We start from the raw sequence: 22640 nt of genomic DNA on the forward strand, positions 1-22640 counted from the left end.
GGTGCTGAGGCGCGCCGGGTCAGCTGGTGACGCCAGCGGCGGCGGGCAGGCGATCGCGCTGCAGCAGGGGGCGGAGGAAGTGGCCGGTGTGTGACTGGGCCATTTCCGCGACCTCTTCCGGGGTGCCGCAGGCGATGATCTGGCCACCTTTCGAGCCGCCCTCGGGACCGAGGTCTACCAGCCAGTCGGCGGTCTTGATCACGTCCAGATTGTGCTCGATCACCACCACGGTGTTGCCGTGGTCGCGCAGGCGGTGGAGCACGTCGAGCAGCTGCTGGATGTCGGCGAAGTGCAGGCCGGTGGTCGGCTCGTCGAGGATGTACAAAGTCTTGCCGGTGTCGCGCTTGGACAGCTCTCGGCTCAGCTTGACCCGCTGCGCCTCGCCGCCGGACAGGGTCGTCGCGCTCTGCCCCAGCTTGATGTAGGACAGGCCGACGTCCATCAGGGTCTGCAGCTTGCGTGCAATCGCCGGGACCGCGTCGAAGAAGCCGCGGGCCTCCTCGATGGTCATGTCGAGCACCTCGGTGATGCTCTTGCCCTTGTACTTCACTTCCAGGGTCTCGCGGTTGTAGCGCTTGCCCTTGCACACGTCGCAGGGCACGTAGATGTCCGGCAGGAAGTGCATCTCCACCTTGATCACGCCGTCGCCCTGGCAGGCCTCGCAGCGCCCGCCCTTGACGTTGAAGCTGAAGCGGCCCGGACCATAACCGCGCGAGCGCGACTCCGGCACGCCGGCGAACAGCTCGCGGATCGGAGTGAACAGGCCGGTGTAGGTGGCCGGGTTGGAGCGCGGGGTGCGGCCGATCGGGCTCTGGTCGATGTCGACCACCTTGTCCAGGTGCTGCAGGCCGTCGAAGCTGTCGTGGGCGGCGGCTTCCAGGGTGGTGGCGCCGTTCAGCGCGGTGGCCGCGAGGGGGAACAGGGTGTTGTTGATCAGGGTCGACTTGCCCGAGCCGGACACCCCGGTGACGCAGGTCAGCAGACCGACCGGTAGCTCCAGGTCGACGTTGCGCAGGTTGTTGCCGCGGGCGCCCTTGAGCTTGAGCAGCTTCTTGCGGTCGATGGGCGTGCGGGTCTCCGGGTAGCGGATGCGCACCCGGCCGGAGAGGTACTTGCCGGTCAGCGAGTCCGGGTGGTTCATCACCTCGTCCGGGGTGCCCTCGGCGACGATGCGGCCGCCGTGCACGCCAGCGCCGGGGCCGATGTCGACCACGTAGTCGGCCAGGCGGATGGCGTCCTCGTCGTGCTCGACCACGATGACCGTGTTGCCCAGGTTGCGCAGGTGGGTGAGGGTGCCGAGCAGGCGTTCGTTGTCGCGCTGGTGCAGGCCGATGGAGGGCTCGTCGAGGATGTACATCACCCCTACCAGGCCGGCGCCGATCTGGCTGGCCAGGCGGATGCGCTGGGCCTCGCCGCCTGACAGGGTGTCGGCGCTGCGGTCCAGGGTCAGGTAGTCGAGGCCGACGTTGACCAGGAACTGCAGGCGCTCGCGGATTTCCTTGAGGATCTTCTCGGCGATCTCGCCACGGCGGCCGGTCAGGTGCAGTTCGCCGAAATAGTCGCAGGCCTCGCCCACCGGCAGGCCGGTGACTGCCGGCAGGGTGCGCTCGCCGATCCACACGTGGCGCGCCTCGCGGCGCAGGCGGGTGCCGCGGCAGTCCGGGCAGGGTTGGGTGCTGAGAAACTTGGCCAGCTCCTCGCGCACGCTGGCCGATTCGGTTTCGCGGTAGCGCCGCTCCAGGTTCGGCACGATGCCCTCGAAGGGGTGTGAACGCTTGACGATGTCGCCGCGGTCGTTGAGGTACTTGAAGTCGACGTTCTGCGCGCCGCTGCCGAACAGGATGACTTTCTGCTGTTCGGCGGCCAGTTCGTCGAAGGGGATTTCCAGGCTGAAGCCGAAATGCGCGGCCAGCGAGCCGAGCATCTGGAAGTAGTAGACGTTGCGCCGGTCCCAGCCGCGGATCGCGCCTTCGGCCAGGGTCAGCTCGCCATTGATCAGGCGCTTGGTGTCGAAGAACTGCTTGACCCCCAGGCCGTCGCAGGTCGGGCAGGCGCCGGCGGGGTTGTTGAAGGAGAACAGCTTGGGTTCCAGCTCGCTGATCGAGTGGCCGCAGTGCGGGCAGGCGAAGCGCGCGGAGAAGATGATCTCCTCGCCGGGCTCTTCGTCCATTGGCGCCACCAGGGCGATGCCGTCGGCCAGGTTGAGGGCGGTCTCGAAGGACTCGGCCAGGCGCTGCTGCAGGTCTTCGCGGACCTTGAAGCGGTCGACCACCACGTCGATCGAGTGCTTCTTCTGCTTGTCCAGCTTGGGCAGCTCGTCCAGTTCATGCAGGCGGCCGTTGACCCGGGCGCGGACGAAACCCTGGGCGCGCAGCTCCTCGAACACCGACAGGTGCTCGCCCTTGCGCTCGCGGATGACCGGGGCCAGCAGCATCAGCTTGCGGCCCTCGGGCAGGGCCAGCACCTGGTCGACCATCTGGCTGACGGTCTGCGCCTCCAGCGGTACGTCGTGGTCCGGGCAGCGCGGGATGCCGACGCGGGCGTAGAGCAGGCGCAGGTAGTCGTAGATTTCGGTGATGGTGCCGACGGTGGAGCGCGGGTTGTGCGAGGTGGACTTTTGCTCGATGGAGATGGCCGGTGACAGGCCCTCGATGGTGTCGACGTCGGGCTTCTCCATCATCGACAGGAACTGCCGGGCATAGGCCGAAAGCGATTCGACGTAGCGGCGCTGGCCCTCGGCATACAGGGTGTCGAAGGCCAGGGAGGATTTGCCGGAGCCGGACAGGCCGGTGATCACGATCAGCTTGTCCCGCGGCAGGGTCAGGTCGATGTTTTTCAGGTTATGGGTGCGTGCCCCACGGATCAGAATCTTGTCCACAAACAGCGGCCTCGCTTGGCGGGCGGAAACCCTCGAGTATACGGCCCGCTTGCACCCTGCGGCAAAGTGCGCGCCTGTGCCGCAGGCGGGATGGCTGCTAGAATCGCCGCCTTGTTTCGATGGGGTTCTGGTAAATGCACGATCCGCACAGCGAGCGCATGAGTGGCGGCGAAACCCGCGCGGCCGGTGGCCTGGCCCTGGTGTTTGCCTTTCGCATGCTCGGCATGTTCATGGTGTTGCCGGTGCTGGCGACCTACGGCATGGAGCTGCGCGGCAGCACGCCGGCGCTGATCGGCCTGGCTATTGGCGCCTACGGCCTGACCCAAGCGTTTCTGCAGATTCCCTTCGGCATGCTTTCCGACCGCATCGGCCGCCGTCCGGTGATCTATGTCGGGCTGCTGATCTTCGCCGCCGGCAGCGTTCTGGCGGCCAACGCCGACTCGATCTATGGGGTGATCGCCGGGCGCGTGCTGCAGGGCGCCGGAGCCATCTCCGCGGCGGTGATGGCGCTGCTGTCGGACCTGACCCGCGAGCAGCACCGGACCAAGGCGATGGCGATGATCGGCATGAGCATCGGCCTGTCCTTCGCCGTGGCCATGGTGGTCGGGCCGCTGCTGACCCGCGCCTTCGGCCTGTCCGGGCTGTTCTGGGTCACCGCGGCCATGGCCCTGCTGGGCATTCTGATCGTCGCCGGCCTGGTGCCGCGTACGGCCGGGCCGTTGCAGCACCGCGAGTCGGGCGTGGCCAGGCAGGCGCTCTGGCCGACCCTGAAGCATACCGACCTGCTGCGCCTGGACTTCGGCATCCTCGCCCTGCACGCCATCCTCATGGCCAGCTTCGTCGCCCTGCCGCTGGCCCTGGTGGAGCAGGGCGGCCTGCCCAAGGAAGAGCACTGGTGGGTCTACCTGACCGCGTTGCTGGTGGGTTTCTTCGGCATGCTGCCGTTCATCATCTATGGCGAGAAGAAGCGTCAGATGAAGCGCGTGCTGCTGGGCTCGGTGGCGGTGCTGCTGGCCTGCGAGCTGTATTTCTGGGTCTGGGGCAGCAGCCTGGGTGCGCTGGTGCTGGGCGCCGTGGTGTTCTTCACCGCGTTCAACCTGCTGGAGGCTTCGCTGCCCTCGCTGATCAGCAAGGTGGCCCCGGCCGGCGGCAAGGGCACGGCGATGGGCGTGTACTCCACCAGCCAGTTCCTCGGCGCGGCCCTGGGTGGCATCCTCGGCGGCTGGCTGTACCAGCACTACAGCCTGTCGGGCGTGTTCCTCGGCTGCGCCGTGCTGGCCCTGCTTTGGCTGGTCTTTGCTGTTACTATGCGCGAACCGCCTTATGTCACCAGCCTGCGCCTGCCGCTTTCAGCGGCGGCATTGCAAGAAGCGGGGCTGGCCGAGCGATTACTGGCAGTGCCTGGAGTGGCGGATGCCGTGGTGGTGGCCGACGAGGCCGCCATCTATATCAAAGTGGATACCCAACAATTGGATCGCATGTCCCTGGAGCGCCTGATCAATTCGGCGCCGGCGACGTGCTGAAAGCCTAGGAGAACGTTATGGCCCGTGGGGTTAACAAAGTCATTCTGGTCGGTACCTGCGGACAGGACCCGGAAACCCGCTACCTGCCCAGCGGCAACGCGGTCACCAACCTGAGCCTGGCCACCAGCGAGCAGTGGACCGACAAGCAGACCGGGCAGAAGGTCGAGAAGACCGAGTGGCACCGCGTGTCGCTGTTCGGCAAGGTCGCCGAGATCGCCGGCGAGTACCTGCGCAAGGGCTCCCAGGTGTACATCGAGGGCAAGCTGCAGACCCGCGAGTGGGAAAAGGACGGCGTCAAGCGCTACACCACCGAAGTCATCGTCGACATGCAGGGCACCATGCAGCTGCTTGGCGGCCGCCCGAGCGGCGACAGCGGCGACTCGGCGCCGCGCCAGCAGCGCCCGGCACCTCAGCGTGCCCCGCAGCAGCAGGCCCCGCGCCCGGCAGCACAGCAGCCGGCCCAACCGGCGGCTGATTTCGACAGCTTCGACGACGACATCCCGTTCTGATCGCCTGAGTTCAGCCTTAATCATGCGAATGCGCCTGATGCTGCTGGGTGGCGGCAATGCGCTGGGGCAGTCCCTGATCCGTCTCGGCGCCGAGGAAGACATCGGCTTCCTCGCCCCGCGTCCGCCTAACGCCGGCTGGGATGCCGCCAGCCTGACCCAGCTGCTCGACGACACCCGCCCCGACGCTTTGGTCAACCTGGCCTATTACTTCGACTGGTTCCAGGCCGAGGGCGTCGACGCTGCACGCCTGGCTGCCCAGGAGCGGGCGGTCGAGCGCCTGGCCGAGCTGTGCAAGCATCACGAAATCCGCCTGCTGCAGCCCTCCAGCTACCGGGTGTTCGACGGCTCGCGGGTCACCGCCTACAGCGAGAAGGAAGACCCGCAGCCCCTGGGCGAGCGCGGTCTGGCCCTCTGGCGCCTGGAGCAGAGCGTTCGATCGGCCTGCCCAAAACACGTGCTGCTGCGCTTCGGCTGGCTGCTGGATGACAGCCCCCAGGGGCTGCTCGCCCGCTTCCTGGCCCGCGCCGAGGGCGAGCAGGAGGTGCGTCTCGCCGACGATCGGCGGGGCAATCCGACCCCGGTGGACGATGCCGCGCGGGTGATCCTCGCCGTACTCAAGCAGCTCGACTGCGAGTCGCCGCTGTGGGGCACCTACCACTACGGTGGTCACGAGGCGACCACTGCGCTGGCGCTGGGCCAGGCGGTGCTGAGCGAGGCGCGTCACTATCGTCATAACCTGGTGGAGGAGATCGCCGCCCAGGCTCATGCCGCCCGCGCCGACGCCGCGGTGGAGCCGCAACATGCGGTGCTCGCCTGCAAGAAGATCTTCCACACCTTCGGCATCAAGCCGCGCGCCTGGCGCGCCGGGTTGCCGAGCCTACTGGATAGCTACTACCGCCATGTCTGACGCGCCCGTTCTGGTTACCGGCGGTGCCGGCTTCATCGGCTCGCACCTGGTCGATGCCCTGCTGGCCCAAGGCCGCAGCGTGCGGGTGCTGGACAACCTGTCGATGGGCAAGCGCAGCAACCTGCCAATGGACAATCCGCGCCTGCAGTTGCTCGAAGGCGACGTCGCCGATGCGGCGCTGGTGAGTGAGGCGCTGAGTGGCTGCCAGGCCGTGGCGCACCTGGCCGCGGTGGCCTCGGTGCAGGCATCGGTGGACGATCCGGTGAGCACTCACCAGAGCAACTTCGTCGGCACCCTGAATGTCTGCGAGGCCATGCGCGAGCAGGGCGTCAAGCGGGTGCTGTTCGCCTCCAGCGCGGCGGTCTATGGCAACAACGGCGAGGGTCAGGCGATCGACGAGGACACGCCGAAGGCACCGCTGACCCCCTATGCGGCGGACAAGCTGGCCAGCGAGCACTACCTGGACTTCTACCGTCGCCAGCACGGCCTGCAGCCGGCGGTCTTTCGTTTCTTCAATATATTCGGCCCGCGCCAGGACCCGTCCTCGCCCTATTCCGGGGTGATCAGCATCTTCACCCAGCGCGCCCAGCAGGGCCTGCCGATCACCGTGTTCGGCGATGGTGAGCAAACCCGTGACTTCTTCTATGTCGCCGACCTGGTCGAGCTGCTGCTGCAGGCCCTGCTGGCGCCGCAGGTGGTCAGTGGGGCGGTCAACGTCGGTTGGAACCAGGCCACCAGCCTCAATCAGCTGCTGGCCGAGATCGGCGGCCTGTTCGGCGGTCTGCCGCCGGTCAGCCACCAGGCGCCGCGGCCGGGCGATATCCGCCATTCGCGGGCCGACAACGGACGCCTGCGCAGCAGCTACCGGCTGCCGCCCGCGACGCCCTTGCGCAAGGGCCTGCAGGGCCTGCTCGGTCTCGACTGAGGCTTTCGCCCTGACCCCGAAAGCCGGCGCCATGCCGGCTTTTTTGTGAGGCGTAGCGCGCCTAGAAGCGGTAGCCGAGGCCGAGCATATAGACGTACGGGTCGACGTCCAGGTCGACCTTGACCTCGGCGCCGCCGTAGGAGGTGGTGGCGCTGGTGTCGATGTCGATATAGCGCACCTGGGCGTTGAGCAGCAGGTTGTCGCTCAACAGATAGTCCACGCCGAGCTGTGCGGCCAGCCCCCATGAGTCCTCTAGGTCCAGGCCCTCAAATCCCTTGGTTTCGGCTGCGCTGCTCAGTTGCGTGTCGAAGAACCAGGTGTAATTGAGGCCGGCGCCGACATAGGGCTGCAAGGCCGAGGCGTTCGCCAGCGGGTAGTACACCAGGCTCAAGGTCGGCGGCAGCTGCCTGAGTTCGCCCAGTTGGCCGTTCAGCCCGGCGAAGATGCCCGGCATGCCTTTCACGCCGACATCGTGATTGAAGGGTGTGGCGACCAGCAGTTCGATGCCCAAATGCACGCTGAGCATGTAGGTGGCGGTCAGGCCCAGTTGGGTGTCGCTCGTCACGGTGGCCCGGGTTCCGGCTACCTGGCTGTTCAGGGCGCCGACCCATATGTCGCCGCTCTCTTCCCGTGGGTCTGCGCCGATGGCGCCGGCGCGCAGAACGATGTCACCGGCCTGATAGGCCTGGGCCTGGGCCTGGGCCGGGCCCGCGGTCAGCAGGGCGGTGAGGAGGGTGAGGGTGAACAGCGGCTTGCGCATGGGCGGCTCCAGTTGGGTCAGGGGTGGCGGTGCTGGCGGCATTGTTAGGGCGCTAGGAAAAGGCGCTTTTGACTTGGCTCAATAGAGCGCGCAGGCGCTGTCATTGGAATCTGGTCGTTGCCTTCGCTGCGACTAAAGATGATAATGGTTCTCTTTTTGATCTGGCCCAAGGACGAGGACTGTCCCATGCCCCTAGATTCCCCCCGAGCACTGGCCGCGGCCGTGCTGCTTGCCAGTGCGCCGCTGCTGGCGGCGCCGCTGGATGCCGCGCTGGACGAAAGCCAGCGTCTGGCCCTCGAGGCCAAGGCCTCCCAGGCGCGCATCGAACAGCTCGATGACAGCAGCCGCGGGATGCTCACCGAGTACCGCGCTGCCCTGCAGCAGGCCGAGGCCCTTCAGGACTACAACCGTCAGCTGCGTGCGCTGGTCGCCGCCCAGCGCCAGGAGCTGGCGAGCTATCAGCGCCAGCTGGAGGGCATCGAGCGTACCCAGCAGGCGGTGACACCGCAGATGGCGCGGATGGTCGAGGTCCTAGGCCAGTTCATCGCCGCGGACCTGCCCTTCCTGCCCGAGGAGCGCGCCGACCGCCTGGCCCAGTTGCAGGAACTGCTGCCGCGCGCCGACGTCAGCCTGGCGGAAAAGTACCGGCGCATCCTCGAGGCCTACCAGGTCGAGAGCGACTACGGTCGTACCCTGGAGGCCTGGCGCGGCGAGCTGCAGGGCGAGGCCGGTGCGCGTAGCGTGCAGTTTCTGCGCCTGGGGCGGACGATGCTCTACTACCAGACCCTCGACGGTCATGAGAGCGGCTGGTGGAGCCCGCACAGCCGCAGCTGGCAACCACTCGATGGCGGGGCCCGACGCCCGTTGTACCGGGCCATTGCCATCGCCCGCCAGGAGCAGGGTCCCGCGCTGCTCGACCTGCCGGTGAAGACCCTGAGCCAGGAGGCACGACCATGAGCCTTCGACTGTTGTTCGCCCTGGCCCTGCTGCCGGCCCTGGCCGGCGCCGCCGAGTCGCTCGATCCCGATCAGCTGCTGCAGCGCATTCGCGCCGAGCGCGTGGCCGAGGTCGCGGCCATGGCGGCGCGCGAGCAGGCCTTCGTCGCCGAGCGCGGCGAGCGCGCGCGCCTGTTGGCCGGCGCCCGCGCCGCCCTGCACGAGCAGAAGGCCGAGGCCGAGCGGCTGAAGGCCGAGTTCGATCGCCAGGAGGCGGAGCTGGCCGAGCGGGAGCAGCGGCTGAATCAGCGCGCCGGGCATCTCGGCGAGCTGTTCGCGGTGGTTCGCCAGAGCGCCGGCGATGTCGCCGGGCAATGGCAGGACAGCCTGCTCAACGCCCAGTACCCCGAGCGCTTGGGGCGCCTAACGGCCCTGGCCGAGAGCCGCAACCTGCCCTCGGCCGAGGACCTGGAGGGCTATTGGATGCTGCTGCTCGAAGACCTGGCCGCCAGTGGCCGTATCGAGCAGGTCGAGCTGCCGGTGGTGGCCGCCGATGGCACCCGCAGCGCTCAGCCGGTGCTGCGCGTCGGCACCTTCTCCGCTTTCGGCGACGGGGCCTTCCTGCGCTATGACGCCGATGCCGGCGAGCTACTGGCGCCGTCCCGGCAGCCGGCCGGCCTGGGCCTGGTCGCGGACTACCGCGGCAGCCAGGAGGGCCTCGCCCGCCTGCCGATCGACCCCAGTCGTGGCGCCCTGCTGGCGCAGCTGCAGCGCCAGCCGACCCTGTGGGATCGCCTGCAGCAGGGCGGCCTGGTCGGCGGGGTGATAGTCGTGCTGGGCGTGGTGGGGTTGCTCCTGGCCATCTGGCGCCTGGTCCATCTGGTCGGTGTCGGCCGTGGGGTGAGCGCGCAGATCCGCGAACTCGGCACGCCGCGTGCGGACAATCCATTGGGCCGGGTGATCGGCGTGCTCGGGCCCGCGCCGCAGCTGGCCGACCTGGAGACCCTGGAGCTCAAGCTGGACGAGGCGATCCTGCAGGAGACCCCGCCGCTGGAGCGTGGCCAGGGCCTGCTCAAGCTGCTGGCCGCGGTGGCGCCGCTGCTCGGCCTGCTCGGCACGGTCACCGGGATGATCGTCACCTTCCAGGCCATCACCCAGGGCGGTGGCGATTCGCGGCTGATGGCCGAGGGCATCTCCCAGGCCCTGGTGACCACGGTGCTGGGCCTGGTGGTGGCGATCCCGCTGCTGTTCCTGCACAGCCTGCTGGCCAGCCGCAGCAAGGGGCTGATCCAGTTGCTCGAGCAGCAGAGCGCCGGCCTGATCGCCCTGCACCTGTCGGGGACACCGCGCCGTGAGTGACGGACTCGGCCTGTGGCTGCGCCTGGTCGACAGCAGCCATGGACTGCTCGACTTCATGGCCGCCGGCGGCGTGGTGATGTGGGGGCTGGCCGGGCTCTGCGTGCTGTTCTGGACCCTGGTGTTCGAACGTTTCTGGTACGTGCGGCGGATCTTCCCGCGCTGGGGCGAAGAGCGTCGACGGGCCTGGCAGCGGTTGCTGCGCGAGGGGGGCGGCAACTGGCAGCGGACGGTGCGCAGCGCCTGGCTGGCCCAGGCCCGCCAGCAGCTGGCCGGGCCCCTGCGCCTGGGCAAGACCCTGGTGGCGCTGTATCCGCTGCTGGGGCTGCTCGGCACCGTCAGCGGCATGGTCGCGGTGTTCGACGTGCTGGCGCTGAACGGCACCGGCAACCCCCGCGGCATGGCTGCCGGGGTCTGGCAGGCGACCCTGCCGACCCTGGCCGGGATGGTCCTGGCCATCAGTGGATTGTTCAGCCTGGCGCGTCTGGAACGCGATGCCCGCCGGGCCCTCGAGCAGCTGGCCGACCAGCTGCGTCATGACTGAGGCTGCAAGAATATGAGAATGCGCCGTCATCACCAGCAAGACGAAGACACCGGCATCGACCTGACGCCGATGCTCGACGTGGTCTTCATCATGCTGATCTTCTTCATTGTCACCAGCTCCTTCATCAAGGAGGCCGGCGTCGAGGTGCAGCGTCCCCAGGCGCAGACCGCCAGCCCCCAGGACAAGGGCAATATCCTTATCGCCATCACCGCCGACGGCCAGGTGTGGATGGACAAAAAGCAGGTCGATGTGCGCAGCGTGCGCGCCCATGTCGAGCGCCTGCGGGTCGATCAGCCGGACGGTGCGGTGGTGGTACAGGCCGATCAGGATGCGCGCACCGGCCTGGTGGTGCAGGTCATGGACCAGGCGCGCCTGGCCGGCGTGCAGGACGTCGCCCTGGCCGCCAGTACGGGGGCGCTCTGATGCGTCTGGCGCTGTCCTTCCTCGGTGCCTGCCTGATGGTCCTGGCCTTGTTCGCCCTGATGCTCTACCTGGTCGCGCCGCCGCGCAGCCAGCCGAGCGATGCGCCGGTGACCGTGGCCAACTTCGTGCGCCTCGACGGCGAGGCGAGCCGTGCCGCCACCCGCTCGCGCCAGCAGGCACCGCAGCCGCCCCAGGCCCAGCCCACCCAGACGCCGCCGGCGCCCACGCCGCTGGCGGCGGCGCCCAGCACCACGCTGCCGGCCCTGGACCTGGCCGTGCCCAGCTTGAGCAGTGCGGTCAGTGTCGCCAGTGCGCCGACGCCGAGCCTCAGCGGCCTGGCGGCGGGCGTGTCGGCCCCCGGTAGCGCCGCCGCCAGCGAGGCCGCTGGCCAGCCCGGGGGGGCGGAGAGCGAGGTGATGCCGCTCAACGACGTCAGCCCCGAATACCCGCGCTACGCCCTGCAGCGCGGCATCCAGGGCCACGTCAGGCTGGCCTTCACCATCAACCGCTCCGGGGCGGTGGAGAACCTGCGGGTGCTGGAGGCCAGCCCGGCCAATGTCTTCGAGCGCGAGGCGCGCCGGGCCGCCGTGCGCTGGCGCTTCGCCCCGCGCACGGAGAATGGTCTGGCCGTGGCCCGCGAGGCGGTGAAGACCCTGTACTTCCGCCTGGAAGGAGGGCGCTGAGATGCCTCGTCTGTTGCTAACGCTGATGCTCTGCATGAGCGGCACCGTGCTGGCTGCCACCCAGAGCGTCGACCCGGCGGTTTTCCGCGCCCTGAATGCCGCGCAGAGCGCCCAGCAGCAGGGCGACTACGCCGCCGCCCGGCGCGCCCTGGAGGCGGCCACGGCCCCGTCCGGCAGCCTGGAGCAGGCCCTGCTGTGGCGCAGTCGTGGCTACCTGGCCTGGGCGCAGGGGCAGAACGCCGCGGCGATCGACTGGCTGGAGCAGGCGCTGCAAAGCGGCGAGCTGGCCGCCGACCTGGCGGCCGATGAGCAGCTGAACCTGGCCAGACTGAATCTGCTGGAGCGCCGCTACGCGCGGGTCGTGGAGCTGCTGGCGCCGCGTCAGGCCGCGGCCGGGGAGGCGGAACTGCAACTGCTGGTGCAGGCCTATCAGAGCCTGGAACAGCCGGCAAAGGCCCTGCCCCTGGCCGAGCGCTACGTGCAGGCCAATCCCCGGGCAGCGGACAGCTGGCTGCAGTTCCTGGTGGCGGTAAACGCCGATCTCGAGCGTTATCCGGCCGCCGAGCGCTGGCAGCGCCGGCTGCTCGCTCGCGAGCCCGAGCAGTCCACGCGCTGGCGCCAGCTGGCGGCCTTGCAACAGTTGGGCGGCGGCCATGCCAAGGCCCTGGCTACCCTGCGTGCCGCCCACAGCAAGGGCCTGCGTTTCAGCGCGGCCGAACTGGACAGCCTGGCGCTGCTGGCCGGCGCGGCGCAGCAGCCCTGGCAGGGCGCCCAGCTGCTGACCGGGATGCTCGAGCAGGGGCTGCTGCCGCGTACCGCCGAGCGCCAGGAGCGCCTTGCCCAGCTCTGGTGGCAGGCGCGCGAGCGCGACGCGGCGGCGGCGCAGTTCCGCGAGCTGGCGCAGCGCACCGGCAGTGCCCGGCATTGGCTGAGCCTGGCCCAGCTGGAGCTGGAGCAGCGCCGTTGGCGTGCGGGCCTGGCCGCCCTGGCGAAGGCCGAGGGTGTCGGCGCCGAGCGCCGCCAGGTCCGTGCCTGGCGCGAATGGGCGCAGCAGGAGTTGCGCCGCGAGGAGCAGGATCGGCACGCCAGTGCACGCTGAGTGCCTGGGCGAAGACGAAAAAGCCAGCCCCATGGGGCTGGCTTTTTAGGTTTGGACCGTATCGCGGATTGCCGGCCTGCGCTCAGCCGTCTTCCAGCTGGTAGGCGTAGATCTTCTGCGCCTGCATCCGGTAGCCGGCCTCGGCCAGCTCGCTGCTGCTCGACTCGACCTGCAGCGGGCCCTCGATCCAGAACGGCTGGTACAGCGCATCGAGCAGCACGCCCAGCTCGCTGGTGACGTGGACGATCTGGTTGGACGGCGGTGGCGGCACATGGATGCAGGCGCCGAAGTAGGGCACCAGGAGGAACTCGGTGACGCGGCCTTCCTCGCTGACATCCAGCGGCACGATGTAGCCCGGCAGTTTCACCGCGCTGCCGTGCAGGGCCTTGACCACGGGGGCGGCCGGCGCCTGCTGTTTCGCCGCCGGGGCCGTTTCGGCGGCCAGGGCGTCGGCCAGCTGCGACAGGTCATGCACGGGGGCGGGCGAGCTGATCTGCGGCGGCGCGTCGGCGGGGATCAGCTCGGACCAGGTCAGCTCACGGGCCTGTTCCGCCACGCACGGCAAGGCCAGGACAGCGAGCAGGGCGACAAACAGGGAACGGAACATGCAGGAGCCTCACAAACGAATGGACAGGCCGTCGGCGAGCGACTGCCGGTAGGCGCGCCAGGCCGGCACGCCACCCATCAACAGGGCGGCGGCCAGAATAGCGCCGAGCAGGCTCCACTCATAGGGCGTCGGCGCATTCAGCGGCAGGTACAGGCCGTAGTAGGCCTGCACCGGGGCCTGGGCGACGGCGATGCCCAGGTACAGCAGCAGCAGGCCCAGCAGCAAGCCGGCCAGCGCCAGCGCCGACGCCTCCAGCACCAGCAGGCCGCCGATGTGCCAGGGCCGGGCGCCGAGCGAGCGCAGAATGGCCATCTCCCTGCGCCGTTCATTGAGGCTGGTGAGGATCGCCGTGAGCATGCCGATCAGCCCGGTCAGCACGACGAACAACGAGACCACGAACAGTGCCCGCTCCGCCGTGCCCATCAGGCTCCACAGCTCCTGCAGGGCGACCCCGGGAAGAATGGCCAGCAGCGGCTCGCCGCGGAACTCGTTGATCGCGCGTTGGACGCTGAAGGTGGCGATCTTGCTGTTGAGCCCCAGTAGCACTGCAGTAATGGCCTCGGGCTGCAGGTCCAGGGTGCGGGCCCGCTCGGCCGAGATCCTGGCCGAGCCGCGGGCCGGCATGCCGCTCTGCCAGTCGAGGTGCAGCGCCTGCATGCCGCCCAGGGAAATGTGCAGGGTGCGGTCCACCGGGGTGCCGGTGCGGGCGAGGATGCCGACCACCGTGAACGGCTTGTCGTCGTGCTTGAGCAGGCTGATATCGGCCACGCCGTGGGCCAGTACCAGTTCGGCGCCGAGCCGGTAGTGCAGCGCCTCGGCCACCTCGGCACCGAGCACCACCTCGAACGGATCGCTGTCGAAGGGCCGGCCCTCGGCCAGTTGCAACTGGCGGTCGCGGGCGAAGCGATAGTGCTCGAAATAGGCGGTGCTGGTGCCGAGCACCCGGTAGCCGCGGTGCGAGTCGCCCAACGACAGGGGGATGGCCCATTTGACCTGGGGGTGCTCGGCGAAGTGGCGGAAGCTGTCCCAGCGGATGTTGTTGGTGGCGTTGCCGATGCGGAACACCGAGTACAGCAGCAGGTTCACGCTGCCCGAGCGCGCCCCGACGATCAGGTCGGTGCCGCTGATGGTGCTGGCGAAGCTGGCGCGGGCCTCGTGGCGCACCCGCTCGACGGCCAGCAGCAGGCACATCGACAGGGCGATGGCGAACACCGTCAGCAGCGCGGTGAAGCGGCGGTTGGCCAGGCTGGCCAGGGCGATGCGCAGCAGGTGCATCTCAGGCCTCCCGGGTGCGCGCGGCGCGGTTGAGCTCGGCCAGCGACAGGCTGCGATCGAACAGGTGGGCCAGGCTCTGGTCATGGCTGACGAACAGCAGGCTGGCGCCAGCCGCGCGGCATTCGGCGAACAGCAACTGGAGGAAACTCTCGCGGGCGTCATGGTCCAGCGCCGAGGTGGGCTCGTCGGCGATCACCAGTTCCGGCTGGCCGATCAGCGCGCGGGCGGCGGCGACGCGCTGCTGCTGGCCGATGGACAGCTGGTCGGCGCGGCGCTCGAGCAGCTCGGTCTGCAGGCCCAGGTGCTCGAGCAGGGCGGCGGCGGCCCCGTCGACGCTGCCGTGACGCTGGCTGGCGCGCTGCGCTCGCAGCCGCGAGAAGCGGCAGGGCAGCTCGACGTTGTCGCGCACCGAGAGAAACGGCAGCAGGTTGAACTGCTGGAAGATGTAGCCGGTGTGGTCGACCCGGAAGCGGTCGCGGGCGCCGGCGGAGAGCTGGCCGAGGTCCTGGCCGAGCAGACGGATATGCCCGTGCTGGGCCCGCTGCACGCCGCCGAGCAGGCCGAGCAGGGTGGTCTTGCCACTGCCGCTGGGGCCCTTGAGAAACAGGGTCTCGCCGCGTTGCAGGGAGAAGTGGGGAATATCCAGCAATTGCGCCTGGCCGGGCCAGGCGAAGCCGAGGTCGGCGAGTTCGATCAGAGCTTGGGTCATGGTCCGGCTATCGGGTGATTCGTGGGGCCAGGGCTGTCGCTGCGGGAGAGGCGGGTCCGCTCCCGCAACGGCTCAGAAACTCAGGCGTGGCTGCGCCGCGGTCAGCTCGACGCCCTGCTGGCCGCTCGGGCCGATCAGTTGTACCTGAATCTTCTCGGTGGCGGGGAAGCGTTTGAACAGTTCGCCCAGGTCCAGTTGTTTCAATTCGTTCGCGCGGGTGCAGTCGAAGCGATAGTGGGCGTGGACCTCGCTGTGCTCGCCTTCGTCGGCGTGGTGCTCGTGGTCATGGGCATCGCCGCCAAATAGCGGGCTTTGCAGTTCCACCTGGGTCACCTTGCAGTCGCCGGCGGCGAGGGCGAACAGCGTCAGCGGCTGCTCCAGCTCGGCCTTGACGGCGGCAACCTTGGCCTTGTCGGCGTCGCTTGCGGCGGCGTGCTCGAAGCCCACCAGGTTCATCGCCGGGCTTTCCAGCTGCAGTTCCAGGCGCAGGCCTTCGAGTACCACATTGAGGCTGGCTGCGCCGTGCTCGTGGGCGCTCAGGCTCTCGTGCGCATGGTCGTGCTCGTTGGCCTGGGCGATGGCCAGGGGCAGCAGGGCGAAGGGCAGGGCAAGCAGCAGGCGGCGCATGGAGGTCTCCGATCCGAGAAGTATGAATGGTTATGTTATAACAACTTGGCCCTGGGCTGGCCAGCCCCTTGGCCATCGGCGGCCGCCATGGGAGCATGGCGGCATCGATTGGGAGGGATGGGCAATGGTGCGCATACGCGGACGGATCGGCGACTGGCCGGTGGATTTGACCCTGGAACTGGACGCCGAGGACTGGGCGCAGCTGGCCAAGCATTTGCCGGCGGCGGTCGCCGAGCCAGTCGCCGCGGCAGCGCCGGTGGTGGAGCAGGGCGACAGCCTGTGGCGCACCACCCTGGAGCTGTTGCGCCAGGCTAGGCAGGTCGAGGGGCCGCAGCTGCTGGCCCAGCTGGCCGCGCTGAGCGGCGGCGAGGCCGCGGGCAAGCGCCTGCTGGTGCGTCTGCGCCATAGTCCCCAGGTGCGCGTGGAAACCGGCGCGGACACACCGGTCTATCACTGGCAGGGCGATTAGCCGGCCTGGTCGATGCGCACCCCCGGCGCGCCGCGCTGCAGCAATTCGCGCAGGTCGTCGGGAACGCTGACCTTGTGCAAGGCCGTGCTGTCGACCATGACGTAGGTGACTTCGCCCCTTGCGAGCAGCCGCTGGTCCTCATGGCGCAGGATGTCCACCTGCAGGCTGTAGGAACTGTTGCCGATGCGCAGGGTCTGCACGCGCAGTTCGAGCACCTCGTCGAAGTGCGCCGATGCGCTCCAGTCGATGTTCAGGCGCACCACCTGGGTGTCCAGGCCCCGCTCCAGCAAGGCCCGATAGCTGCCGAGCAGGGCCCGGTAGAACTCCCCGGCAGCCAGGTCGATGTAGTCGGCGTAGCGGGCGTTGAACACCACTTGCTGGGCGTCGCACTCGGCATAGCGCACCCGCAGCAGTAACTGAAAGGGCGGCTCCATGTCAGTAGATCGCCTGGTACAGCTTGCGTCGGTAAGTGGTGACCAGCGGGTGGTCGTTGCCGAGCAGGTCGAACACCTGCAGCAGGCTCTTGTGGGCCACGCCGTCGGCATAGCCGCGGTTGCGCACGAACAGCTTGAGTAGGGCGTCCAGCGCCGCCTCGTACTGCTGGCGGGCCAGTTGCTGAATGGCCAGCTGGTAGGCGGCCTCGTCGTCTTCGCCGTTCTGCGCCAGGCGGCTCTTCAGGCTGGCCACCTCCGGCAGGTCGGCGGCCTGCCGGAGGAAGGTCAGTTGCGCGCGGGCGCCGGCCAGGGCCTGTTTGTGTTCATCGCCCTGGACCGCATTGAGCACGGTCTCGGCTTCGCCCAGTTCGCCCCGCTCGGCCAGGCAGCGGGCGTAGAGAATCAGAGCGCCGGCGTTTTCGTTGTCCTCGCCGAGCAACTGCTTGAGCAGGGCTTCCGCTTCGCCGATGCGGCCGTCGGCGAACAGCGCCTGGGCGCTCTGCAGCAGGTCGGCCTCGGGGGCCGCGGGCTCGGCGACGTGGGGCTGGAGCATGGCGCGGATCGCCGACTCCGGCTGGGCGCCGGCGAAGCCATCGACCGGCTGGCCGTCCTTGAACAGCACCACGGTGGGCAGGCTGCGGATGCCGAAGCGGGCGACGATGTCCTGCTCGGCGTCGCAGTCGACCTTGGCCAGCAGCAGCTCACCCTGGTAGCCCTCGGCGATCTTCGCCAGCAGCGGCATCAGCGCCTTGCAGGGCGCACACCATTCGGCCCAGAAGTCCACCAGCACCGGTTTGTGAAAGGAGTTCTGGACGACCAGCTGTTCGAAGCTGGCGGCGCCGGATACGTCGAAGATATAGGGGGTGTCGCTCATGGTCGGTCTCGGACAGGGGCAAAGTGGTTAGGACTATAGATGCGGCCGTGGGTGGCTGGAAACAAGGGCGGTGGCCACCGCGGCGTTCAGCTGCGTTGTGCGTGGTACAGGCTGACCTGGCGAAACTCAGCCGGTTCGGCCAGGTCCGGCCAGGTGCAGGCGTCGAGCAGCGCGAGGCGCTGATACAGCGGGTGGCGAAAATCCCGTACCCGCGAGTCGGCCACCAGGGCCTCACGGCCGCGGCTGAGGAACTGATCGAGCAGCGGCAGGTTGGCGCGGTCGTAGAGCGCGTCGGCGACGATGATCAGGTCGAAGCGGTCGGTCTCCTGAAAGAAGTCCGCCGAGTAGCTCAGCTCGACGCCATTGAGTGCAGCGTTGGCCTGGCAGGCCAGCAGGGCCAGCGGATCCAGGTCGCAGGCCATCACTTCCAGTGCTCCGGCCCTGGCCGCGGCAATGGCCGCCACCCCGGAGCCGGCGCCGAAGTCCAGCACGCGCTTGCCGCGTACCCAGTGCGGATGCTCGGCCAGCCAGCGCGCCAGCACCAGGCCGCTGGCCCAGCAGAAACACCAGTAGGGCGGTTCCTCAAGGATGCGCCGGGTTTCATCCGGGCTGAAGGCGCGATCCATATTGGCGGCATCGATCAGCCACAGCCGCAGCTCGCTGCCGGGCAAGGTGGCGACGCCGAGGCGGGCGTCGCCGAGCAGCTCGGCCAATGCGCGCTGCAGCTGCGCGGGCGCATTCATGGCGCCGGCACTAGGCGCAAGCTGCCGACGCCCTGGTTGTCGGCGTGACGGATGGGCAGGGGCGGCAGGCGCAGGATCAGGCGGCCGGAGTGATGGGCGCGGCCACGCAATTCGACTCGCAGGTTACGGGGGAAGGCGTGCGGGTTGAAGCTCAGGCGGAACGGCAGGGCGCGGCCGTTGCCGCTCAACTGGATGTTGCCCAACAGGCGCTGCGGCAGGCCGCGCTGGTCCAGGGTCAGCAGGGCCAGCTCGACCTCGGCGCCGCTGGGCACGCCGAGCAGCAGTCCGCTGAGCTCGCGCAGGTGCTCGGGCACGGGTGGCGGGGGCGCGGCGGGCTTGGGGCTGGCCGCTGGCGGCGCGGCAGTGTCGGGGGCGCTTGCGCAGGCGGCGAGTAATACGGCCAGGGCAAACGCTGCAAGCGGTCTCGGCGACATGGGGAAGTCCATCGGCACGGGTGCCTGGAAGCTTAGTTGCAGGCGCGCCTGTATACCGCAAAGTAGGCGGCTTGTCTTGCCTGCGGGATGCGCTACCATGACGCCTTTCCGTTCAAGGCCTAGCCCATCTATGCACTGTCCGTTCTGCGGTGCCAACGACACCAAGGTCATCGACTCGCGCCTGGTCGCCGAGGGCGAGCAAGTGCGCCGCCGGCGCGAGTGCCTGGCCTGCGAGGAGCGTTTCACCACCTTCGAAACCGCCGAGCTGGTGATGCCGCGGCTGATCAAGCAGGACGGCAGCCGCCAGCCCTTCGATGAAGAGAAGCTGCGCGCCGGCATGCAGCGTGCGCTGGAGAAGCGTCCGGTGAGCATCGAGCGCCTGGAGGCGGCCATCGCCCATATCAAGCACAAGCTGCGCGCCACCGGCGAGCGCGAGATCAAGTCGCTGGTGCTCGGTGAGTTGGTGATGGGCGAGCTGCAGAAGCTCGACGAGGTCGCCTACATCCGCTTCGCCTCGGTGTACCGGCGCTTCCAGGATCTCAACGAATTCCGCGAGGAAATCGAGCGCCTGTCCCGCGAGCCGTCGAAAGACTGATGCACAACTGTGACCAGGCCTTCATGGCCCGCGCCCTCGAGCTGGCCCGCAAGGGCCTGTACTCCACCCACCCGAACCCGCGCGTCGGCTGCGTCGTGGTCGCCGATGGGCGCATTGTCGGCGAAGGCTGGCATGCCCGGGCCGGCGAGCCCCATGCCGAGGTGCACGCGCTGCGCCAGGCCGGCGAGCGGGCCCGCGGCGCCACCGCCTACGTGACCCTGGAGCCCTGCAGTCACCATGGACGCACGCCGCCCTGCGCCGACGCGCTGATCGCCGCCGGCGTCAAACGGGTGGTCGCGGCCATGCAGGACCCCAACCCGCAGGTGGCCGGCAATGGCCTGGCGCGCCTGCAGCAGGCCGGGATCGAGGTGCTCAGCGGGGTGCTCGAAGGCGAGGCGCGGATTCTCAATGCCGGTTTCATCAAGCGTATGGAGCAGGGGCTGCCCCTGGTCCGGGTCAAGCTGGCGATGAGCCTGGACGGCCGCACCGCCATGGCCAGCGGCGAGAGTCAGTGGATCACCGGGCCGGCGGCGCGGGCCGCGGTGCAGCGCTTGCGCGCCCGTTCCAGCGTGGTGCTGAGCGGAGCCGACACGGTGCTGGCCGACGGCGCGCGGCTGACCGTGCGCCCCGACGAACTGGGCCTGGGCGCCGAACTGACCGCCCTGGCCGCGGCCCGTCCACCGCTGCGGGTGCTGATCGACGGGCGCCTGCGGGTGCCACTGGACGTGCCGTTCTTCCGGGCCGGGCCGGCGCTGGTGGCCACCTGTGCCGCCGCCGCGGCGCGCGAGCGCTTTCTCGAGGAGGGGCACGAGCTGCTGGCCGTGCCCGGCAGTAACGGCCACGTGCATCTGCGCAAGCTGCTGGCCGAACTGGCCGCGCGCGGCGCCAACGAGGTGCTGGTCGAGGCCGGGCCGCGCCTGGCCGGGGCCTTCGCCCGCCAGGGCCTGGTCGACGAATACCAGCTGTTCGTCGCGCCCAAGCTGCTCGGCTCCACTGCCCGGCCGCTGCTCGAGCTGCCCCTGGCGCGCATGGCCGAGGCGCCGGAGCTGGAGATCGTCGATATGCGTGCGGTGGGTGAGGACTGGCGGATCATCGCCGTGCCCAAGGCCAAGGGCTGATCGGCCGATCGCAGGCCCGGGCGCGCTCGCAGCCATGCAGGCGCGGGTCAATTGTGGTAAAACGCCTGTCGGCCACCTGGTGGCCGCAACGTTCTCAGGGCGGGGTGCAATTCCCCACCGGCGGTAATGGCGCGCAAGGCGTCGAGCCCGCGAGCGCTTGCCGACTGTCCTGTTGCAGGGCGATGGCAAGGTCAGCAGACCCGGTGCGATCCCGGGGCCGACGGTCACAGTCCGGATAAAGAGAGAGCGGGATTGTCTGAAAGGGCGCCGATGCGGGCGCCTGCTAGATCCCTTTCGATCAGTCACGCCCTGTTTGTTTATAAACAGGAGTTCGTCTAGATGTCACAGGCTTATCAATCGATCCCGGCACGCGGCGTGTTCGCTCCGCTGCGTGTCGTATCCGAGTCCGCGGAGGCGCTATGTTCACCGGCATAATCGAGGCCATCGGCAATATCCGGGCGTTGAGCCCCAAGGGCGGCGACGTGCGTGTCTACGTCGAGACCGGCAAGCTCGACCTGGGCGATGTAAAGCTGGGCGACAGCATCGCGGTAAACGGCGTGTGCCTGACCGCGGTGGAGCTGCCGGGCGACGGTTTCTGGGCCGACGTCAGCCGCGAAACCCTGGCGCGCACCGCCTTCATCGACTTCAAGCCCGGCAGCCGGGTCAACCTGGAAAAGGCCCTGACCCCGACCAGCCGCCTGGGCGGTCACCTGGTCAGTGGTCATGTCGACGGCGTCGGCGAGGTGCTGTCCCGCGAGGACAACGCCCGTGCCGTGCAATTCAAGATCCGCGCGCCGCGGGAACTGGCCAAGTACATCGCCCACAAGGGCTCGATCACCGTCGACGGCACCAGCCTGACGGTGAACGCGGTCAGCGGCGCCGAGTTCGAGCTGACCATAGTCCCGCACACCCTGGCCGAGACCATCATGGTCGACTACCGTCCAGGACGGCTGGTCAACCTCGAGGTCGACCTGCTGGCGCGTTACCTGGAGCGCCTGCTGCTCGGCGACAAGGCCGCCGAGCCCAAGGCCGGCGGCCTGACGGAAAGTTTTCTGGCCGAACACGGCTACCTGAAGAATTAAGGAACCGCCAGCATGGCACTCAACAGCATCGAAGAACTGATCGAAGACATCCGCGCCGGCAAGATGGTCATCCTCATGGATGACGAGGACCGCGAGAACGAGGGCGACCTGATCATCGCCTCGGAAGCGGTCACCGCCGAGCACATCAACTTCATGGCGCGCTTCGCCCGCGGCCTGATCTGCATGCCCATGACCCGCGAGCGCTGCGAGCTGCTCAAGCTGCCGCTGATGGCGCCGCGCAACGGTTCCGGCTTCGGCACCAAGTTCACCGTCTCCATCGAGGCCGCCGAAGGCGTCACCACCGGCATCTCGGCCGCCGACCGGGCCCGCACCGTGCAGGCCGCGGCGGCGAAGAGCGCCAAGGCCGACGATATCGTCAGCCCCGGGCACATCTTCCCGCTGATGGCGCAGCCAGGCGGTGTGCTGGCCCGTGCCGGGCACACCGAGGCAGCCTGCGACCTGGCGCGCATGGGCGGCTTCGAGCCGAGCGGGGTGATCTGCGAGATCATGAACGACGACGGCACCATGGCCCGCCGCCCGGAGCTGGAGGAGTTCGCCGCCGAACACGGCATCAAGATCGGCACCATCGCCGACCTGATCCACTACCGGCTGATTCACGAGCGCACCGTCGAGCGCATCAGCGAACAGGAACTGGACACCGAGCAGGGCCACTTCAACCTAGTGACCTACCGCGATGCGGTGGAAGGCGACGTGCACATGGCCCTGACCCTGGGCGCCATCAGCCCGGAGGAGCCGACCCTGGTGCGGGTGCACAACATGGACCCGCTGCGCGACCTGTTCATGGTCAAGCAGGAAGGGCGCTGGAGCCTGCGCGCGGCCATGGCCGAGGTGGCCAAGGCCGGCAGCGGCGTGGTGCTGCTGCTGGGCAATCCGCTGACCGGACAGGACCTGCTGGCCCACCTGGAGCGTCAGCTGGGCCACGAGCACAAGGCGGCCAGCCCGACCACCTACAGCACCGTCGGTGCCGGCTCGCAGATCCTGCGCGACCTCGGCGTGCGCCAGATGCGCCTGATGAGTTCGCCAATGAAGTTCAACGCAATATCCGGTTTCGACCTGGAAGTTGTAGAATACCTGCCCTCCGAATAACCCCGAGGGGCGCCAAGGGCGCCC

At 68.9% G+C, this 22640-nt stretch carries 25 protein-coding genes and 1 riboswitch; of the genes, 15 read left to right on the forward strand and 10 right to left on the reverse strand.

The window, feature by feature from the left end:
- Positions 1 to 19: 19 nt before the first annotated feature.
- Positions 20 to 2878 (reverse strand): excinuclease ABC subunit UvrA, encoded by a 2859-nt coding sequence (gene uvrA, locus KDW96_RS15095; protein ID WP_255837049.1) that lies wholly within the window; start codon positions 2876 to 2878, stop codon positions 20 to 22.
- A gap of 134 nt (positions 2879 to 3012) precedes the next feature.
- Between uvrA and KDW96_RS15100 the strand changes: the two genes are divergently transcribed.
- Genes KDW96_RS15100 through KDW96_RS15115 form a run of 4 tightly spaced genes read left to right on the forward strand, consistent with a single transcriptional unit; the run spans position 3013 to position 6742 of the window.
- Positions 3013 to 4401: an MFS transporter gene (locus tag KDW96_RS15100; protein WP_255837050.1), complete on the forward strand. Its 1389-nt coding sequence runs from the start codon at positions 3013 to 3015 to the stop codon at positions 4399 to 4401.
- A 17-nt stretch (positions 4402 to 4418) separates the two neighbouring features.
- Positions 4419 to 4910, forward strand: a complete 492-nt coding sequence (locus KDW96_RS15105; RefSeq protein ID WP_255837051.1) for a single-stranded DNA-binding protein — start codon at positions 4419 to 4421, stop codon at positions 4908 to 4910.
- Between the two features lie 22 nt (positions 4911 to 4932).
- Positions 4933 to 5817: a sugar nucleotide-binding protein gene (locus KDW96_RS15110; protein ID WP_255837052.1), complete on the forward strand. Its 885-nt coding sequence runs from the start codon at positions 4933 to 4935 to the stop codon at positions 5815 to 5817.
- Positions 5810 to 6742: an NAD-dependent epimerase/dehydratase family protein gene (locus tag KDW96_RS15115; protein WP_255837053.1), complete on the forward strand. Its 933-nt coding sequence runs from the start codon at positions 5810 to 5812 to the stop codon at positions 6740 to 6742. Before KDW96_RS15110 ends, KDW96_RS15115 begins: the two co-directional genes overlap by 8 nt.
- 61 nt (positions 6743 to 6803) lie before the next feature.
- On the opposite strand, the gene KDW96_RS15120 is transcribed toward KDW96_RS15115, so the two are convergent.
- Positions 6804 to 7502 carry an OmpW/AlkL family protein gene (locus tag KDW96_RS15120; RefSeq protein WP_255837054.1) on the reverse strand — a complete coding sequence of 233 codons (699 nt, stop codon included), beginning with the start codon at positions 7500 to 7502 and terminating at the stop codon, positions 6804 to 6806.
- Between the two features lie 186 nt (positions 7503 to 7688).
- Between KDW96_RS15120 and KDW96_RS15125 the strand changes: the two genes are divergently transcribed.
- Genes KDW96_RS15125 through KDW96_RS15150 form a run of 6 tightly spaced genes read left to right on the forward strand, consistent with a single transcriptional unit; the run spans position 7689 to position 12542 of the window.
- Positions 7689 to 8459 carry a DUF3450 domain-containing protein gene (locus KDW96_RS15125; protein WP_255837055.1) on the forward strand — a complete coding sequence of 257 codons (771 nt, stop codon included), beginning with the start codon at positions 7689 to 7691 and terminating at the stop codon, positions 8457 to 8459.
- Positions 8456 to 9796: a MotA/TolQ/ExbB proton channel family protein gene (locus tag KDW96_RS15130; protein ID WP_255837056.1), complete on the forward strand. Its 1341-nt coding sequence runs from the start codon at positions 8456 to 8458 to the stop codon at positions 9794 to 9796. The genes KDW96_RS15125 and KDW96_RS15130 overlap by 4 nt, the downstream gene beginning before the upstream one ends.
- Before the next feature lie 55 nt (positions 9797 to 9851).
- Positions 9852 to 10337, forward strand: a complete 486-nt coding sequence (locus KDW96_RS15135; RefSeq protein WP_255840533.1) for a MotA/TolQ/ExbB proton channel family protein — start codon at positions 9852 to 9854, stop codon at positions 10335 to 10337.
- Between the two features lie 12 nt (positions 10338 to 10349).
- Positions 10350 to 10760: an ExbD/TolR family protein gene (locus KDW96_RS15140; protein WP_255837057.1), complete on the forward strand. Its 411-nt coding sequence runs from the start codon at positions 10350 to 10352 to the stop codon at positions 10758 to 10760.
- The gene (locus KDW96_RS15145) at positions 10760 to 11443 is read left to right on the forward strand and encodes an energy transducer TonB (protein WP_255837058.1); all 684 of its coding nucleotides are present in this window, start codon (positions 10760 to 10762) and stop codon (positions 11441 to 11443) included. Before KDW96_RS15140 ends, KDW96_RS15145 begins: the two co-directional genes overlap by 1 nt.
- Position 11444: 1 nt before the next feature.
- Positions 11445 to 12542: a tetratricopeptide repeat protein gene (locus tag KDW96_RS15150; RefSeq protein WP_255837059.1), complete on the forward strand. Its 1098-nt coding sequence runs from the start codon at positions 11445 to 11447 to the stop codon at positions 12540 to 12542.
- Between the two features lie 82 nt (positions 12543 to 12624).
- Here the strand turns inward: KDW96_RS15150 and KDW96_RS15155 are convergent, their stop codons facing one another.
- The 4 genes from KDW96_RS15155 to KDW96_RS15170 all read right to left on the reverse strand — a co-directional run bounded on the left by KDW96_RS15155 (position 12625) and on the right by KDW96_RS15170 (position 15760).
- A complete protein-coding gene (locus tag KDW96_RS15155; RefSeq protein ID WP_255837060.1) occupies positions 12625 to 13149 on the reverse strand; it encodes a DUF3299 domain-containing protein in 525 nt (174 codons plus the stop codon).
- A 9-nt stretch (positions 13150 to 13158) separates the two neighbouring features.
- On the reverse strand, positions 13159 to 14424 hold the full coding sequence (locus KDW96_RS15160) for an ABC transporter permease (RefSeq protein WP_255837061.1): 1266 nt from the start codon (positions 14422 to 14424) through the stop codon (positions 13159 to 13161).
- 1 nt (position 14425) lies between these two features.
- A complete protein-coding gene (locus tag KDW96_RS15165; RefSeq protein WP_255837062.1) occupies positions 14426 to 15133 on the reverse strand; it encodes an ABC transporter ATP-binding protein in 708 nt (235 codons plus the stop codon).
- Between the two features lie 72 nt (positions 15134 to 15205).
- Positions 15206 to 15760, reverse strand: coding sequence for a DUF2796 domain-containing protein (locus KDW96_RS15170; RefSeq protein ID WP_255837063.1), 555 nt, complete (start codon positions 15758 to 15760; stop codon positions 15206 to 15208).
- 124 nt (positions 15761 to 15884) lie between these two features.
- Here KDW96_RS15170 and KDW96_RS15175 point away from each other — a divergent pair, with 124 nt between their 5' ends.
- Positions 15885 to 16229: a hypothetical protein gene (locus KDW96_RS15175; RefSeq protein WP_255837064.1), complete on the forward strand. Its 345-nt coding sequence runs from the start codon at positions 15885 to 15887 to the stop codon at positions 16227 to 16229.
- Here KDW96_RS15175 and KDW96_RS15180 read toward each other — a convergent pair.
- From KDW96_RS15180 to KDW96_RS15195, 4 genes are all read right to left on the reverse strand, one after another.
- Positions 16226 to 16663, reverse strand: a complete 438-nt coding sequence (locus KDW96_RS15180) for an acyl-CoA thioesterase (RefSeq protein ID WP_255837065.1) — start codon at positions 16661 to 16663, stop codon at positions 16226 to 16228. The genes KDW96_RS15175 and KDW96_RS15180 overlap by 4 nt on opposite strands.
- A gap of 1 nt (position 16664) precedes the next feature.
- On the reverse strand, positions 16665 to 17537 hold the full coding sequence (gene trxA / locus KDW96_RS15185) for a thioredoxin (protein ID WP_255837066.1): 873 nt from the start codon (positions 17535 to 17537) through the stop codon (positions 16665 to 16667).
- Between the two features lie 86 nt (positions 17538 to 17623).
- Positions 17624 to 18280 carry a class I SAM-dependent methyltransferase gene (locus KDW96_RS15190; protein ID WP_255837067.1) on the reverse strand — a complete coding sequence of 219 codons (657 nt, stop codon included), beginning with the start codon at positions 18278 to 18280 and terminating at the stop codon, positions 17624 to 17626.
- Positions 18277 to 18714: a hypothetical protein gene (locus KDW96_RS15195; RefSeq protein ID WP_255837068.1), complete on the reverse strand. Its 438-nt coding sequence runs from the start codon at positions 18712 to 18714 to the stop codon at positions 18277 to 18279. Before KDW96_RS15195 ends, KDW96_RS15190 begins: the two co-directional genes overlap by 4 nt.
- Positions 18715 to 18844: 130 nt before the next feature.
- Between KDW96_RS15195 and nrdR the strand changes: the two genes are divergently transcribed.
- From nrdR to ribBA, 4 genes are all read left to right on the forward strand, one after another.
- The gene (gene nrdR, locus KDW96_RS15200; RefSeq protein WP_255837069.1) at positions 18845 to 19309 is read left to right on the forward strand and encodes a transcriptional regulator NrdR; all 465 of its coding nucleotides are present in this window, start codon (positions 18845 to 18847) and stop codon (positions 19307 to 19309) included.
- Positions 19309 to 20427: a bifunctional diaminohydroxyphosphoribosylaminopyrimidine deaminase/5-amino-6-(5-phosphoribosylamino)uracil reductase RibD gene (gene ribD / locus KDW96_RS15205; RefSeq protein WP_255837070.1), complete on the forward strand. Its 1119-nt coding sequence runs from the start codon at positions 19309 to 19311 to the stop codon at positions 20425 to 20427. The genes nrdR and ribD overlap by 1 nt, the downstream gene beginning before the upstream one ends.
- Before the next feature lie 86 nt (positions 20428 to 20513).
- Positions 20514 to 20679, forward strand: a riboswitch (FMN riboswitch).
- 167 nt (positions 20680 to 20846) lie between these two features.
- On the forward strand, positions 20847 to 21509 hold the full coding sequence (locus tag KDW96_RS15210) for a riboflavin synthase (protein ID WP_255837071.1): 663 nt from the start codon (positions 20847 to 20849) through the stop codon (positions 21507 to 21509).
- 12 nt (positions 21510 to 21521) lie between these two features.
- Complete coding sequence (gene ribBA, locus KDW96_RS15215; RefSeq protein WP_255837072.1) at positions 21522 to 22616, forward strand: bifunctional 3,4-dihydroxy-2-butanone-4-phosphate synthase/GTP cyclohydrolase II; 1095 nt, start codon at positions 21522 to 21524, stop codon at positions 22614 to 22616.
- Positions 22617 to 22640: the final 24 nt, after the last annotated feature.

It is taken from the genome of Pseudomonas benzenivorans, from assembly GCF_024397895.1.
GTDB lineage: Bacteria > Pseudomonadota > Gammaproteobacteria > Pseudomonadales > Pseudomonadaceae > Aquipseudomonas > Aquipseudomonas benzenivorans_A.